We start from the raw sequence: 16,256 nt of genomic DNA, 5'->3' as shown, positions 1-16,256 counted from the left end.
ACATCGGTACGCCAGAAGCTTGGAAATCGGTGGGGTGGAAGCCCCGCCGACGGGGAGGAGGAGGTGACAGCCACCGAGTCCGCGGCTCCGGCGATCACCGGAGCCTGGTGCAAAAGGGAGATGCTCCGCCGCCGAAGCGGAGCAACCCGGGAACGGAGTTCTGCGTGGACATCGTCGTCAAGGGCCGCAAGACCGAGGTGCCCGAGCGGTTCCGCAAGCACGTGGCCGAGAAGCTGAAGCTGGACAAGATCCAGAAGTTCGACGGCAAGGTGATCAGCCTCGACGTCGAGGTGTCCAAGGAGCCCAACCCCCGTCAGGCCGACCGTGCGGCAAGGGTGGAGATCACGCTTCGCTCGCGTGGGCCGGTCATCCGGGCGGAAGCGGCAGCAGGCGACCCGTACGCAGCGCTGGACCTGGCCACCGACAAGCTGGACACCCAGCTGCGCAAGGAGCACGACAAGCGCTACAGCAGGCGTGGTAACGGCCGGCTGCCCGCGTCCGAGGTGGGGGACGTCGTACCCGGTGTCGCCTCCTTCAACGGGGACGGTGAGCTGATCCCCGAGGAGCCGGCGCCGTCCGTGCCCACCACCAGGATCGGTTCACTCGAGGTACAGGGTGAAGGTCCGCTCGTGGTGCGCGAGAAGACGCACGTCGCGGCGCCGATGACACTCGACCAGGCGCTCTACGAGATGGAGTTGGTCGGGCACGACTTCTACCTGTTCGTCGACTCCGAGACCAAGGAGCCCAGCGTCGTCTACCGGCGGCACGCCTACGACTACGGCGTCATCCACCTGAGGACCGACCCGCTGGCCTCCGACGCGGCGGGCGGCGCGGGCGGTGCGCTCGGAGGCTGACCCCCACCGCTGGACAGCCGATACGCGTGCCCCCGGAAGCGTCCGCGCGCTGCCGGGGGCAAGCGTGCGACCGCGGGGGCACCGCTTCGGCGGCCAGGCATGAAATCATGGTGTCCCAGGCCAACCAGTGCCTTGTGCGCTGCCGTTGGCGGACAGCCTGTGACCTCAGGCAGTGGCCTTCAGGGGGAGGAACGATGGCGGACACCTTCGGGCCCGTGCGCGGGACGAACGATGCCGACAGCACTGCCGGTGCGGGCTCCGGGGCGGATTCCGTCGCGGACGACGGCGGTTCCGGCGACGGCGGTTCCCGCAAGGAACCCATCAGGGTTCTTGTGGTGGACGACCACGCGCTCTTCCGCAGAGGTCTGGAGATCGTCCTCGCACAGGAGGAGGACATCCAGGTCGTCGGTGAGGCGGGGGACGGGGCGGAGGCGGTGGACAAGGCGGCGGACCTGCTGCCCGACATCGTGCTGATGGACGTACGGATGCCCAAGCGCGGCGGCATCGAAGCCTGCACCTCCATCAAGGAGGTGGCCCCCAGCGCGAAGATCATCATGCTGACGATCAGTGATGAGGAAGCCGATCTCTACGAGGCGATCAAGGCGGGCGCCACCGGCTATCTGCTCAAGGAGATCTCGACCGACGAGGTGGCCACGGCCATTCGCGCGGTGGCGGACGGCCAGTCCCAGATCAGCCCGTCGATGGCCTCCAAACTGCTCACCGAGTTCAAGTCGATGATTCAGCGCACCGACGAGCGCCGGCTCGTTCCCGCGCCGCGCCTCACCGAGCGTGAACTGGAAGTCCTCAAACTCGTGGCCACGGGCATGAACAACCGTGATATCGCCAAGGAATTGTTCATTTCCGAGAACACGGTGAAGAACCACGTCCGTAATATCCTGGAGAAGCTCCAGCTGCACTCCCGGATGGAAGCCGTGGTCTATGCCATGCGGGAGAAGATCCTCGAGATCAGGTAGCGCGAGATCAGGTAGCGCGAGATCAGGTAGCGCGAGATCGGATGGCGGGAGAGTGCGGCCCGCCCGACGCCTACGGAAGGGCGCGGGCGATTTCCGTCATGAGCGGCTCGCGCAGCTCCGGTGCGTCGACGCGCTCCAGCCGCACGTCCGTGCAGCCGACCCAGGACGCCGCCTCCACGAGTGCCTCGGCCATGGGCGCCACGGACTTCGCACCGTCCAGCGAAACCTGGCGGGCCACCAGCGTGGTTCCCTCCCTGGCCGGGTCGACCCGGCCCCGCAGCCGGCCGCCCGCGAGCAGTGGCATCGCGAAATAGCCGTGGATCCGCTTGGGCCGGGGGACGTACGCCTCCAGGCGATGGGTGAAGGCGAAGATCCGCTCCGTACGCGCGCGCTCCCAGATCAGGGAGTCGAAGGGTGACAGCAGCGTCGTGCGGTGCCGTCCGCGCGGCTCGGAGGCGAGTGCCTCGGGGTGTGCCCAGGCGGGCTTCGCCCAGCCCTGGACCGATACCGGGACGAGCCCGGAGTCCGCCACGACGGCGTCGAACTGCTCGGCCTTGAGCCGGTGGTAGTCGGCGATGTCCGCCCGGGTGCCCACGCCCAGCGACTGCCCGGCCAGGGCCACCAGCCGGCGCAGGCACTCCGCGTCGCCCAGCCGGTCGTGGAGCACGGTGTCCGGGATCGCGCGCTCGGCCAGGTCGTAGATCCGCTTCCAGCCGCGCCGCTCGGTGCACACCACCTCGCCGTACATCAGGGCCCGCTCGACGGCGACCTTGGACGCGGACCAGTCCCACCACTCGCCGCCGTTCTTCGCGCCGCCGAGCTCCGTCGCCGTCAGCGGGCCCTCGGCGCGCAGCTGGTCGATCACCTTCGCGTACACCCCGTCGGGCAGGTCGTGGTTCCAGTGCGGCCGGGAGCGGTAGGCGCGGCGGCGGAACGCGAAGTGCGGCCATTCCTCGACCGGCAGGACGCAGGCGGCGTGCGACCAGTACTCGAAGGAGCGGCCACCCGACCAGTAGGCCTCGTCGACCGCGCGGCGGCCCAGCGCGCCGAGGCGGGCGTACGGCACGAGCTCGTGCGACCTGGCCAGGACCGAGATCGTGTCGAGCTGGACGGCTCCGAGACTGCGCAGCACTCCCGGGACCCCGCCCCTGCGGTCGGGGGCGCCCAGGAGTCCCTGGGCGCGCAGCGCGATACGGCGCGCCTGGTCGGCGGAGAGTTCCAGAACGGGCGGCGGCGCAGGCGTCATGCGTAGAACCCTAGAACGCCCCACTGACATCAGGGGCCGGCCGATGGGGATGCGTGCCAGGCAGTCCCAGATCGGCCGGGAGCAGCGCACCGGTCCAGGTGTCGCGTCGTATGCCCTTGTTGAACAGCGCCGACCGCTGCTCACCCTCCATACGGAAGCCCGCACGCAGGGCGACCGCCCGGGACGGGACGTTGCCGACCTCCGCCCGCCACTCCAGGCGGTCGGCGCCGAGCGAGGTGAACGCCCAGCGGGCCGCCGCGAGCACCGCCTCCGTCGTGAATCCGGCACCCCGGTGCTCCTTCGCCGTCCAGAAACCCACCTCGTACGTGCCGGGAAGGCTGTGACGGTTGACGCCGAGCGCGCCGACGAGCGGTCCGCCGCCCCGCAGCAGGACCGCGAAGTTGTACATCGTGTCGTCCTGCCACCCCGCGGGGGAGAGTTTTTGTGTGAAGAGTTCCGCGTCGGCACGGGTGTACGGCGACGGGACAACTGTCCAGCGCTGGATCTCGGGGTCCTGGCACGCGGTATGGGCGGCGTCGGCGTCCTCCGGCGCGAAGGGGCGCATGATCAGGCGCTCCGTGGTCAGTGTGATGGGTTCCATGCGGGAGATTCTGGTGACGGAGGAGGCGGGAAGCGAGCACTTTTCGGTGCTTCCCGGCACCTTCCGTCCACTCCGGCCGTTGTCCTGGAAGGGTGCGGCGGGGAGAACGCCGTGGCAGCCCTCCCGGCGTGACGGGGTCCTCGCTTACGATGGCCGTTGCGGTGGGGCCCACCTGCCGTGCCCGCGCCAGAGTCCATCACACGACCCAGTGCCAGGCCCGACCGGCAAGGAGACCAGCCTCAGTGTCCGTCTTCAACAAGCTCATGCGTGCAGGCGAAGGCAAGATCCTGCGCAAACTGCACCGCATCGCGGACCAGGTCAGCTCCATCGAAGAGGACTTCGTCAACCTCTCCGACGCCGAGCTGCGGGCGCTCACCGACGAGTACAAGGAACGGTACGCGGACGGCGAGAGCCTGGACGACCTGCTTCCCGAAGCATTCGCGACCGTCCGTGAGGCGGCCAAGCGCGTCCTCGGACAGCGCCATTACGACGTCCAGATGATGGGCGGTGCCGCCCTGCACCTCGGCTATGTGGCCGAGATGAAGACCGGTGAGGGCAAGACCCTCGTCGGTACCCTGCCCGCGTATCTCAACGCGCTCTCGGGCAAGGGTGTGCACCTGATCACGGTCAACGACTACCTGGCCGAGCGCGACTCCGAGATGATGGGACGGGTGCACAAGTTCCTCGGTCTCGAGGTCGGCTGCATCATCGCCAACATGACTCCGGCCCAGCGCCGCGAGCAGTACGCCTGCGACATCACGTACGGCACGAACAACGAGTTCGGTTTCGACTACCTCCGCGACAACATGGCGTGGTCCCAGGACGAGCTCGTCCAGCGCGGCCACAACTTCGCCATCGTCGACGAGGTCGACTCGATCCTCGTCGACGAGGCCCGTACCCCGCTGATCATCTCCGGCCCGGCCGACCAGGCCACCAAGTGGTACGGAGACTTCGCGAAGCTGGTCACGCGCCTCACCAAGGGTGAGGCGGGCAACCCGCTGAAGGGCATCGAGGAGACCGGCGACTACGAGGTCGACGAGAAGAAGCGCACCGTGGCCATCCATGAGCCCGGGGTCTCCAAGGTCGAGGACTGGCTGGGGATCGACAACCTCTACGAGTCGGTGAACACCCCGCTCGTCGGTTACCTGAACAACGCGATCAAGGCCAAGGAGCTCTTCAAGAACGACAAGGACTACGTCGTCATCGACGGCGAAGTCATGATCGTCGACGAGCACACCGGCCGTATCCTCGCGGGCCGCCGCTACAACGAGGGCATGCACCAGGCCATCGAGGCGAAGGAAGGGGTGGACATCAAGGACGAGAACCAGACGCTCGCCACGATCACCCTGCAGAACTTCTTCCGTCTGTACGGCAAGCTCTCCGGCATGACCGGTACGGCGATGACCGAAGCGGCCGAGTTCCACCAGATCTACAAGCTCGGCGTCGTGCCGATCCCGACGAACCGGCCCATGGTCCGTGCCGATCAGTCGGACCTGATCTACCGCACCGAGGTCGCGAAGTTCGCCGCGGTCGTCGACGACATCGCGGAGAAGCACGAGAAGGGCCAGCCGATCCTGGTCGGCACCACCTCGGTCGAGAAGTCCGAGTACCTCTCGCAGCAGCTCTCCAAGCGCGGTGTCCAGCACGAGGTCCTCAACGCCAAGCAGCACGACCGGGAAGCGCCGATCATCGCCCAGGCGGGCCGCAAGGGCGCCGTCACGGTCGCCACGAACATGGCGGGCCGCGGTACGGACATCAAGCTGGGCGGCAACCCCGACGACCTGGCCGAGGCGGATCTGCGGCAGCGCGGACTCGACCCGGTCGAGCACGTCGAGCAGTGGGCGGCCGCGCTGCCCGCGGCGCTGGAGAAGGCCGAGCAGGCCGTCAAGGCCGAGCACGACGAGGTCAAGGACCTCGGCGGGCTCTACGTCCTGGGCACGGAGCGGCACGAGTCGCGTCGTATCGACAACCAGCTGCGCGGTCGTTCCGGCCGCCAGGGCGACCCGGGCGAGTCCCGGTTCTACCTGTCGCTGGGCGACGACCTGATGCGGCTGTTCAAGGCGCAGATGGTCGAGCGCGTCATGTCGATGGCGAACGTGCCCGACGACGTCCCCATCGAGAACAAGATGGTGACCCGGGCGATCGCCTCCGCGCAGTCGCAGGTCGAGCAGCAGAACTTCGAGACGCGTAAGAACGTCCTCAAGTACGACGAGGTGCTCAACCGGCAGCGCGAGGTCATCTACGGCGAGCGCCGCCGCGTCCTGGAGGGCGAGGATCTGCAGGACCAGATCCGCCACTTCATGGACGGCACGATCGACGACTACATCCGTCAGGAGACGGCCGAGGGCTTCGCCGAGGAGTGGGACCTCGACCGGCTGTGGGGCGCCTTCAAGCAGCTCTACCCGGTCAAGGTCACGGTCGAGGAGCTCGAGGAGGCCGCGGGTGACCTGGCCGGTGTGACCGCCGACTTCATCGCCGAATCGGTCAAGGACGACATCCACGAGCAGTACGCGGAGCGGGAGAAGACGCTCGGCTCGGACATCATGCGTGAGCTGGAGCGACGCGTGGTCCTTTCGGTCCTGGACCGCAAGTGGCGTGAGCACCTCTACGAGATGGACTATCTCCAGGAGGGCATCGGCCTGCGGGCCATGGCGCAGAAGGACCCGCTGATCGAGTACCAGCGCGAGGGCTTCGACATGTTCAACGCCATGATGGAGGGCATCAAGGAGGAGTCCGTCGGCTATCTGTTCAACCTGGAGGTCCAGGTCGAGCAGCAGGTCGAGGAGGTCCCGGTGAAGGACGAGGCGGAGCGGACCTCGCTGGAGAAGCAGGACGAGCCGGTGGCGGCCGGGGCAGGGCGTCCGGAGATCCGGGCCAAGGGCCTGGACGCGCCGCAGCGCCCGGACCGGCTGCATTTCTCCGCTCCCACGGTGGACGGAGAGGGCGGCGTCGTCGAGGGCGACTTCGCCAGCGGTGACGGTGACGGCGCGCGGCCCGAGGGGGACGGGATGACGCGTGCGGAGCGCCGTAAGGCGCAGAAGAGCGCGAGTGGGCGGCGCCGCAAGAAGTAGCGCGCGGCGCGGCTGGGAACGGCCCGGCCCGGACACCTCGACGGTGTCCGGGCCGGGCCGTTCCCTTGGCGTCTCCGGGCCCCGGGGTGGGGTGGTGGCCCAGTGGGGCGCGGTGGCGGTGGTCGGGCCCGCAAGGGGCCGTTGCGCGGCCCCCGCGCGGTGTGTCCTCAATCGCCGGACGAGCGTGATTCTGCTGCGGCTGTCGTCCTGCCGCCGGGACCTTCCGTCATCTCGCCGCCGGGAGGCGTTCGCCGCCCAGGTCGATCGCGGCGCAGCGCCAGCGGAGGTCCGGGCCCTGTTCCAGACGGAACGCCATGGCGCGGACCTGCTCGCCCGTGGCGATGCTGGCGAAGGCCTCGACCACGCCGTTGGCGGGCTGGGTGCCGTGGCAGGCGCGTACGACCGGGCGCCTGCGGCCCGCGCCGAGCGGGGTGTCGGGAGCGAGCCGGGTGAGCTGGTCGTAGGCCTCACCGATGGTGTGGCCCAGCATCCAGTGCACCGGCCGCTGGCCGCTGAGGACGGCCAGCAGGCGTTCGGCGAACCACTGGTGCGGACGCAGCGGCCGCCGGGGCCGCTGCCGCGGTACGGTGCCCGGCCTGCTGCGGTCGTGTCGTCCGGCCGGCCTCGTCCTGTCCTTGTTCATGCTCGTAGCCCCCGTGGCTGCTGTCCGTGGCCCGGCGAGTACCAGGCAGTAACTTTTGCTGGGGACCTTCTACGGGTCCCGTCGCCGGGCCCGCAAGCGGCGTCATGGGCCGGTCGGGCACTCCGCAGGATCACCTATCCGGGTGGCGGGCCCCGCGCCCCAAGGGAACGGCGGGGGTGACGGCCTTCGCGCGGTGGACAGCGGGGGGTGGATCGGCCACCCCGAAGGGGGACGTCGCACGTATCCTGAGGGTGTCATCGACTACGAAAGCGGTCAGCCATGCGTGTGTACGTCCCCCTGACCCTCTCCGGTCTCGCCACGGCGCACAGGGCGGGCGAGGTCGGTCCGGGGCCGCAGACCGCCTACGCGGTGACGCCCGGTCTGCGTGAGTGGTATGTCTCCGACGACATCGAGGAACTGGAGTACGCGGCGCTCAACCGTGCCGCCTCCGCCTCTCTGCGGCTGATCGCGGGCCGTCCTCAGGAGGCCCGGCGCCGGGTGGTCGTCGCCCTCGACGTGCCGGACGGTGCGGCGGTCGCCGATCCGGACCGGACCCTGGACGCCTCGTCGCTCGGGGAGGTGCGGATCGCGGACGCGGTGGCGCTGTCGAAGGCGGCCGCCGTGCACGTGGACGCCGACGACGCCGAGAAGGACGTCGCCGCGGCGGCCGCCGCGCTGGGGGCGGCGGACCTGGGGGACGACGACGCCCAGTTCACCGTGGACGGCGCGGAGGACCACGAGCTGTTGTGGTTCGGGATCCAGGAGATCCCCGGCCTGATCGCCTGAGCCGGGGGTACGCCGGGCGCTCCGGGGCGGCTGTCGTACCCGGCGGGTATTTTTCTCACCATGGCGACATCGGGGAAGCACCGCACACATCTGGTCTGGGACTGGAACGGCACACTGCTCGACGACATCGACGCGGTGCTCGGGGCGACGAACGCCGCCTTCGCCGAGGTCGACCTGGAGCCGCTCACACTCGACCAGTACCGCGAGATGTACTGCGTGCCGATACCCAAGTTCTACGAGCGGCTGATGGGCCGGCTCCCCACCCCCGCCGAGTGGGAGCGGATGGACGCCCTCTTCCACCGCCACTACACCGAGCAGCGGACGGTCTGCGGACTGACGGAGGGCGTGGAGGAGCTGCTGGCCCGGTGGCGGCTCGGCGGCCGTAGCCAGTCGCTGCTCAGCATGTACGGCCATGAGCACCTCGTCCCGGTGGTGCGGGGCTATGGCATCGAGAGCCACTTCGTGCGCGTCGACGGCCGTACGGGCCCCTCCGGGGGCAGCAAGGCCCAGCACATGGAGCGTCACTTCGAGGTGCTCGGGGATATCACTCCCGCGTCCGCGGTCGTCATCGGTGACGCGGTGGACGACGCCGTGGCCGCGGCCCATGTCGGTGCGCGCGCCGTGCTCTACACCGGCGGTTCGCACAGCCGCGGCAGCCTGGAAGCGGCGGGTGTGCCCGTGGTGGACACCCTGGCCGAGGCGGTCGCGCTGGCCGAGGTGATGGCCGAATGAGCGTATGCGTCGGCCGGTGCGTCCTTTGTGTTCCCTTACGTGCGGGTGCGATCCGGTGCGATGTCCAGAGTGTCAAAGTTCGGTGTCTTCTTTTGTACATATGCGGCTCATGACGGTTGTGGGTGCAGGAGGGATAGCCTGGTGCGGTGATCAGCGCGATACGCCTCGGGGGCCGCGTAGCCCCCGGCCTGCGCCCGGAGTGCCACAGCACCCGGGCGATCCGCGATCGCCGCGTCCCGGGCAGTCTGCCGAAAATGGCCGATATGGCCCCGGGCATCTCCCCAGGCGGCATAGCGTCGACCCAGACCGGAAACCCCGTGTCGTGGCGGTACGCCGTCTTTTTCACCTACGTCACGCAACGGCGCGCGACAGGAGCCAGAGGACATGCAGACCAAGCTGGACGAAGCCAAGGCCGAGCTGCTCGCACGGGCGGCCCGGGTAGCTGACAACAGTCCGGGCGGTGGTGTCGGTGGCCCGGGAGGTGGCCTCCGGGTCCACCTCGCCGAAGAGTCCGGCAGCGGAGCAGAGGAAGGCACCGAGGCCGGCCGGGACGAGCGGCCGGGCCAGAGGACGCTGCTCGCCTATCTCCAGCGCTACTACCTGCACACCGCTCCGGAGGACATCAGCGACCGCGACCCGGTCGACATCTTCGGGGCCGCTTCTTCCCACTACCGTCTCGCCGAGAACCGCCCGCAGGGCACCGCGAACGTCCGCGTGCACACCCCGACGGTCGAGGAGAACGGCTGGACGAACAGCCACTCCGTCGTCGAGGTCGTCACCGACGACATGCCCTTCCTGGTCGATTCCGTCACCAATGAGCTCTCCCGGCAGGGCCGTGGCATCCACCTCGTGATCCACCCGCAGGTCATCGTCCGCCGCGATGTCGCCGGCAAGCTGATCGAGGTGCTCGCCGACCCGGCCAGGAACAACGGCGCGAAGAGGTCCGGCGGCCGTAAGGAAGCCGGGACCGAGCTGCCGCACGACGCGGTCGTCGAGTCCTGGATCCACGTCGAGATCGACAGGGAGACGGACCGCGCCGACCTGAAGCAGATCACCGCCGATCTGCTCCGTGTCCTGTCCGACGTACGGGAGACCGTCGAGGACTGGGAGAAGATGCGGGACTCCGCCCTGCGGATCGCCGACGACCTCCCGGACGAGCCCCTCGACGATCTGGACGGGGAAGAGGTCGAGGAGGCCCGCGAGCTGCTGCGCTGGCTGGCCGCCGACCACTTCACCTTCCTCGGGTACCGGGAGTACGAGCTCCGTGACTCCGACGCCCTGACGGCCGTCCCCGGCACCGGCCTCGGAATTCTGCGCTCCGACCCGAAGCACACCGAGGACGAGGCGCACCCGGTGAGCCCGTCCTTCGACCGGCTGCCCGCGGACGCCCGCGCCAAGGCGAGGGAGCACAGGCTCCTCGTCCTGACGAAGGCGAACAGCAGGGCGACCGTGCACCGCCCCAGCTACCTCGACTACGTCGGGGTGAAGAAGTTCGACGCCAAGGGCAACGTCATCGGCGAGCGGCGCTTCCTCGGACTGTTCTCCTCCGCCGCGTACACCGAGTCGGTGCGCAGGGTGCCCGTGGTGCGCCGCAAGGTCGCCGAGGTGCTGGAGGGCGCGGGCTTCACACCCAACAGCCACGACGGCCGCGATCTGCTCCAGATCCTGGAGACCTACCCGCGCGACGAGCTCTTCCAGACGCCCGTCGACCAGCTGCGTTCGATCGTCACCTCCGTGCTGTACCTCCAGGAGCGCCGCCGGCTGCGGCTCTACCTGCGCCAGGACGAGTACGGGCGCTACTACTCCGCCCTCGTCTACCTGCCGCGTGACCGCTACACCACCGGTGTGCGGCTCCGCCTGATCGACATCCTCAAGGAGGAACTCGGCGGCACCAGCGTCGACTTCACCGCCTGGAACACGGAGTCGATCCTCTCCCGGCTGCACTTCGTCGTCCGGGTCCCGCCGGGCACCGAGCTCCCGCACCTCACCGACGCGGACGCCGACCGCGTCGAGGCACGACTCGTCGAGGCCGCCCGCTCCTGGGCCGACGGCTTCCAGGAGGCACTGGGCGCGGAGTGCGGAGAGGAGCGCGCGGCCGAGCTGCTGCGCCGCTACGGCCACTCCTTCCCCGAGGGCTACAAGGCCGACCACTCGCCGCGCGCGGCCGTGGCCGACCTGGTCCATGTCGAAGAGCTCAAGAGCGGGCGCGAGGACTTCGCGCTCAGCCTGTACGAGCCGGTCGGCGCGGGCCCCGCCGAGCGCCGGTTCAAGATCTACCGGACCGGTGAGCAGGTCTCGCTCTCCGCCGTCCTGCCCGCGCTCCAGCAACTCGGAGTCGAGGTCGTCGACGAACGTCCCTACGAGCTGCGCTGTGCGGACGGCACCCACGCCTGGATCTACGACTTCGGGCTGCGCATGCCGAAGAAGGCCGCGGGCAACGGCGACTACCTCGCCGACGACGCCCGGGACCGCTTCCAGGAGGCGTTCGCGGCCATCTGGACCGGTGAGGCGGAGAACGACGGCTTCAACGCCCTGGTGCTGGGCGCCGGCCTGGACTGGCGGCAGGCCATGGTGCTGCGCGCCTACGCGAAGTACCTGCGGCAGGCGGGTTCGACGTTCAGCCAGGACTACATGGAGGACACCCTCCGCAACAACGTCCACACCACCCGGCTCCTGCTCTCCCTCTTCGAGGCCCGGATGTCCCCGGCCCGCCAGAAGGCCGGCACGGAGCTGACGGACGGGCTGCTCGAGGAGCTGGACGGGGCGCTCGACCAGGTCGCGTCGCTGGACGAGGACCGGATCCTGCGGTCCTTCCTCACGGTCATCAAGGCGACGCTGCGGACCAACTACTTCCAGCTGGCGGACGACCACGAGCCGCACAACTACGTCTCGATGAAATTCGATCCGCAGGCCATCCCGGACCTCCCCGCGCCGCGCCCGGCGTACGAGATCTGGGTCTACTCGCCGCGCGTCGAGGGCGTACACCTGCGCTTCGGCAAGGTCGCCCGCGGCGGGCTGCGCTGGTCGGACCGGCGGGAGGACTTCCGAACGGAGATCCTCGGCCTGGTCAAGGCACAGATGGTCAAGAACACGGTGATCGTGCCGGTGGGCGCCAAGGGCGGGTTCGTCGCCAAGCGGCTGCCGGATCCGGCCGTGGACCGTGACGCCTGGCTCGCCGAGGGCATCGCCTGCTACAAGATCTTCATCTCGGCGCTCCTCGACATCACCGACAACATGGTGACGGGCGAGGTCGTGCCGCCCGCCGAGGTCGTCCGCCACGACGAGGACGACACCTATCTCGTCGTCGCCGCCGACAAGGGCACCGCGAGCTTCTCCGACATCGCCAACGACGTCGCCGTCTCCTACGGCTTCTGGCTCGGCGACGCCTTCGCGTCCGGAGGCTCCGCCGGCTACGACCACAAGGGCATGGGCATCACCGCCCGCGGTGCCTGGGAGTCCGTGAAGCGGCACTTCCGCGAGCTGGGCCACGACACGCAGACCGAGGACTTCACCGTCGTCGGCGTCGGCGACATGTCCGGTGACGTCTTCGGCAACGGCATGCTGCTCTCCGAGCACATCCGGCTGGTCGCGGCCTTCGACCACCGGCACATCTTCATCGACCCGAATCCCGACGCCGCCACCTCGTACGCCGAGCGGCGCCGGCTGTTCGACCTGCCGCGCAGCTCCTGGGCGGACTACGACAAGGACCTGCTGTCCGCGGGTGGCGGCGTCCACCCGCGTTCCGCCAAGTCGATCCCGGTCAACGCGCACATCCGCGCGGCGCTCGGCATCGAGCCGAAGGTCACGAAGATGACCCCCGCCGAGCTGATGCAGAACATCCTCAAGGCGTCGGTCGACCTCGTGTGGAACGGCGGCATCGGGACGTACATCAAGGCGACGGCCGAATCGAACGCGGACGTCGGCGACAAGGCCAACGACCCGATCCGGGTCAACGGCGCGGACCTGCGGGCCCGTGTCGTCGGTGAGGGCGGCAACCTCGGGGCCACCCAGCTCGGCCGGATCGAGTTCGCCCGGAACGGCGGCCGGATCAACACCGACGCGATCGACAACAGCGCCGGTGTCGACACCTCCGACCACGAGGTGAACATCAAGATCCTGCTGAACGGCCTGGTCCGGGACGGCGACATGACCGTGAAGCAGCGCAACAAGGTGCTCGCGGAGATGACCGACGAGGTCGGACACCTCGTGCTGCGCAACAACTACGCGCAGAACGTCGCCCTCGCCAACGCCTTCGCCCAGGCGCCGTCGCTCCTCCACGCCCACCAGCGCTTCATGCGCAGGCTCGGCCGTGAGGGACATCTGGACCGTGCGCTGGAGTTCCTGCCGACCGACCGGCAGATCCGTGAGCTCCTCAACCACGGCAAGGGGCTCAGCCAGCCGGAGCTGGCCGTGCTGATCGCCTACACGAAGATCACGGCGGCCGAGGAGCTGATCTCCACCCCTCTGCCGGACGACCCCCACCTGCAGAGGCTGGTGCACGCCTACTTCCCGAAGCAGCTGAGCAAGCGGTTCCCCGAGGCGGTCGACGGACACGCGCTGCGCCGCGAGATCATCACGACGGTGCTGGTCAACGACACGGTGAACACCGGTGGTTCGACGTTCCTGCACCGGCTGCGTGAGGAGACAGGCGCCTCCCTGGAGGAGATCGTGCGGGCGCAGTACGCCGCCCGTGAGATCTTCGGCCTCTCCGGGGTGTGGGACGCCGTGGAGGCGCTCGAGAACAAGGTGGCCGCCGATGTGCAGACCCGGATCCGGCTGCACTCGCGCCGGCTCGTGGAGCGCGGCTCCCGCTGGCTGCTCGGCAACCGGCCGCAGCCGGTCGGGATCGCGGAGACCATCGAGTTCTTCCAGGACGGCGTCGAACGCGTCCGCAGCGAGCTGCCCAAGCTGCTCAGGGGCGCCGACATCGAGTGGTACCAGTCGATCCTGGACGAGCTCACCGGGGTGGGGGTACCCGAGGAGCTGGCGGGACGGGTGGCGGGATTCTCGTCGGCCTTCCCGATGCTGGACATCGTCGCCATCGCGGACCGTACGGGCAAGGACCCGTTGGCCGTCGCCGAGGTGTACTACGACCTCGGTGACCGGCTGGGGATCACCGGGCTGATGGACCGGATCATCGAGCTGCCGCGGGGCGACCGCTGGCAGTCCATGGCCCGCGCCTCCATCCGCGAGGACCTGTACGCCGCGCACGCCGCGCTCACGTCGGACGTGCTGTCCGTCGGGAACGGCACGTCGTCGCCCGAGCAGCGGTTCAAGGCCTGGGAGGAGAAGAACGCGGCGATCCTGGCGCGTTCACGCGCCACCCTGGAGGAGATCCGGAGTTCGGAGTCCTTCGACCTGGCGAACCTGTCCGTCGCCATGCGGACGATGAGGACCCTGCTGCGCAGGCACGTCTGACCCGCGCCACACAGCCGTCCGCCGGACGGGCCCGACGGGGCCCGTCCGGCGGACGGCGTTCAGGGTGTCAGAAGAGCGTCATTTCCTGGCCTCCTGGGGCTTGGGCCCCTGAGGCTTGGGCCGCTTCGCCGGCCCGGTGAACTCCTCGTACGCGGCGACGACCTCCTTGGCGGGGCCGTCCATCCGCAGGGTGCCGGCCTCCAGCCAGATCGCCCGGTCGCAGGTCTCGATGATCGACCTGTTGCTGTGACTGACCAGGAACACCGTGCCCGCCTCCTCGCGGAGCTCCATGATCCGTTCCTTGCTGCGCCGCTGGAACTTCGCGTCGCCGGTGGACAGCGCCTCGTCGATCAGCAGCACGTCATGGCTCTTGGCGGCGGCGATGGAGAAGCGAAGTCTGGCGCCCATGCCGGAGGAGTAGGTCCGCATGGGCAGGGTGATGAAGTCGCCCTTCTCGTTGATGCCGGAGAAGTCGACGATGTCCTGGTAGCGCTCGCGGATCTGCCGGCGGGTCATGCCCATGGCCAGGCCGCCGAGCACGACGTTGCGCTCCCCGGTCAGGTCGCTCATCAGGGCGGCGTTCACACCGAGCAGCGAGGGCTGGCCCTGGGTGTGGACCCGGCCCTGCGACGGGGGAAGCAGCCCCGCGATCGCCTTGAGGAGCGTCGACTTCCCGGATCCGTTGGAGCCGATCAGGCCGATGGCCTCGCCCTTGTACGCGGCGAAGCTGACGCCCTTCACGGCGTGCACCTGGCGCGCGCCCCTGGGCTGTCCGCGCGACACGATGCGGTTCAGGGCGGAGGTGGCGCTGCCCCTTCCGGTGCGGGCGCCGTTCACCGTGTAGGTGATGTGGACGTCGTCGACGACGACGGTGGGCACACGTGTGTCGGGGGTGTCAGCCACGTCCGTACCTCTCCTCGGCCTTCCAGAAGAAGATGAATCCGCCGATGCCGCAGACGAGGGCCCAGCCTGTCGCGACGGCCCATACGTGCGGGGGCAGCTGCGCGCCGGTGAAGCTGTCGATCAGGGCGAAGCGCATCAGGTCGATGTAGACGGCCGCCGGGTTGCACTCGAGTGCCAGCAGGACGAGCTTCGGCACCCGGTCGCCGCTGAGCAGGTGATCGAGGCTCCACATGACGCCCGATGAGTACATCCAGGTGCGCAGGATGAAGGGGGTCAGCTGGGCGATGTCGGGGGTCTTGGCGGCCAGCCTGGCCATGACCATCGAGATCCCCGTGTTGAACAGGGCCTGGAGGGCGAGCGCGGGGACGGCGAGCAGCCAGGACGGCCGCGGGTACTGGCCGAAGAGCAGAAGGATCAAGGACAGCGCGCCCAGCGAGAACAGCAGTTGCTGGAGCTGCTGGATCGCCAGGGCGATCGGCAGCGAGGCGCGCGGGAAGTGCAGGGCCCTGACCAGCCCGGTGTTGCCGCTGATCGCCCGGGTGCCGGCCGTGATCGAGCTGGCGGTGAAGGTCCAGATGAAGACGCCGGTGACGAGGAAGGGCACGAAGTCGGGGACTCCGCGCTTGGTGTCCATCAGGACGCCGAAGATGAAGTAGTAGACCGTCGCGTTGAGCAGCGGGGTCATGATCTGCCAGATCTGGCCGAGCTTCGCCTGGCTGTACTGCGCGGTCAGCTTGGCCGTGGCGAAGGCTGTGATGAAGTGCCTGCGCCCCCAGAGCTGCCGGACGTAAGCGCCGAGCGTCGGCCGGGCCCCGCTGACGGTCAGCCCGTGCCGGGCCGCGAGCGCGGCCAGCTCACCGGGCTCGTACACGGGGAGGAGGGCGGGAGGTGCGGTGTCCACCGGGGACGGCGGGGCTGCTGTCTGGCTCACCACGGTCGCTTTCGACGGGGTCGGGGAAACAGGGCGGACAGATCCGGAGCGATGGGACGACACCGTATCGTCGCAACGTCGACAGTAGGACGTTTGT

11 protein-coding genes are annotated in these 16,256 nt (G+C 69.2%); 6 read left to right on the top strand and 5 right to left on the bottom strand.

All coding sequences use genetic code 11. The features are described 5' to 3' along the window. Nucleotides 1-164 precede the first annotated feature (164 nt). Nucleotides 165-854: a ribosome-associated translation inhibitor RaiA gene (gene raiA / locus AB0C75_RS02060; protein WP_362886100.1), complete on the top strand. Its 690-nt coding sequence runs from the start codon at nt 165-167 to the stop codon at nt 852-854. A 194-nt stretch (nt 855-1,048) separates the two neighbouring features. Continuing rightward, on the top strand, nt 1,049-1,828 hold the full coding sequence (locus tag AB0C75_RS02055) for a response regulator transcription factor (protein WP_362886098.1): 780 nt from the start codon (nt 1,049-1,051) through the stop codon (nt 1,826-1,828). Between the two features lie 70 nt (nt 1,829-1,898). On the opposite strand, the gene AB0C75_RS02050 is transcribed toward AB0C75_RS02055, so the two are convergent. Beyond that, entirely contained in the window at nt 1,899-3,074 is a 1,176-nt protein-coding gene (locus AB0C75_RS02050) for a crosslink repair DNA glycosylase YcaQ family protein (protein ID WP_362886096.1), read from the bottom strand. A 10-nt stretch (nt 3,075-3,084) separates the two neighbouring features. Beyond that, nucleotides 3,085-3,675: a GNAT family N-acetyltransferase gene (locus AB0C75_RS02045; protein ID WP_362886094.1), complete on the bottom strand. Its 591-nt coding sequence runs from the start codon at nt 3,673-3,675 to the stop codon at nt 3,085-3,087. Between the two features lie 242 nt (nt 3,676-3,917). Between AB0C75_RS02045 and secA the strand changes: the two genes are divergently transcribed. Beyond that, a complete protein-coding gene (gene secA, locus AB0C75_RS02040) occupies nt 3,918-6,746 on the top strand; it encodes a preprotein translocase subunit SecA (protein ID WP_362886093.1) in 2,829 nt (942 codons plus the stop codon). 226 nt (nt 6,747-6,972) lie between these two features. Here secA and AB0C75_RS02035 read toward each other — a convergent pair whose 3' ends face one another. Further along, nucleotides 6,973-7,389 (bottom strand): Rv3235 family protein, encoded by a 417-nt coding sequence (locus tag AB0C75_RS02035; RefSeq protein ID WP_362886091.1) that lies wholly within the window; start codon nt 7,387-7,389, stop codon nt 6,973-6,975. A 279-nt stretch (nt 7,390-7,668) separates the two neighbouring features. On the opposite strand from AB0C75_RS02035, the gene AB0C75_RS02030 reads away from it, so the two are divergent. The 3 genes from AB0C75_RS02030 (at nt 7,669) to AB0C75_RS02020 (ending at nt 14,325) form a co-directional block, all read left to right on the top strand. Next, nucleotides 7,669-8,175 carry a hypothetical protein gene (locus AB0C75_RS02030; RefSeq protein ID WP_362886089.1) on the top strand — a complete coding sequence of 169 codons (507 nt, stop codon included), beginning with the start codon at nt 7,669-7,671 and terminating at the stop codon, nt 8,173-8,175. A gap of 60 nt (nt 8,176-8,235) precedes the next feature. Then, the gene (locus AB0C75_RS02025) at nt 8,236-8,907 is read left to right on the top strand and encodes an HAD hydrolase-like protein (RefSeq protein ID WP_362886087.1); all 672 of its coding nucleotides are present in this window, start codon (nt 8,236-8,238) and stop codon (nt 8,905-8,907) included. A gap of 384 nt (nt 8,908-9,291) precedes the next feature. Further along, the gene (locus AB0C75_RS02020) at nt 9,292-14,325 is read left to right on the top strand and encodes an NAD-glutamate dehydrogenase (protein WP_362886086.1); all 5,034 of its coding nucleotides are present in this window, start codon (nt 9,292-9,294) and stop codon (nt 14,323-14,325) included. Between the two features lie 78 nt (nt 14,326-14,403). Here AB0C75_RS02020 and AB0C75_RS02015 read toward each other — a convergent pair whose 3' ends face one another. Continuing rightward, nucleotides 14,404-15,228, bottom strand: coding sequence for an ABC transporter ATP-binding protein (locus AB0C75_RS02015; protein ID WP_362886084.1), 825 nt, complete (start codon nt 15,226-15,228; stop codon nt 14,404-14,406). Continuing rightward, nucleotides 15,221-16,162 (bottom strand): ABC transporter permease, encoded by a 942-nt coding sequence (locus AB0C75_RS02010; protein ID WP_362886083.1) that lies wholly within the window; start codon nt 16,160-16,162, stop codon nt 15,221-15,223. The genes AB0C75_RS02015 and AB0C75_RS02010 overlap by 8 nt, the downstream gene beginning before the upstream one ends. Nucleotides 16,163-16,256 lie beyond the last annotated feature (94 nt).

It is taken from the genome of Streptomyces sp. NPDC048565, from assembly GCF_040650935.1.
Taxonomy (GTDB): domain Bacteria; phylum Actinomycetota; class Actinomycetes; order Streptomycetales; family Streptomycetaceae; genus Streptomyces.
Note: the sequence above shows the minus strand (reverse complement) of the source record. Positions and strands in the feature narration are given on the sequence as shown.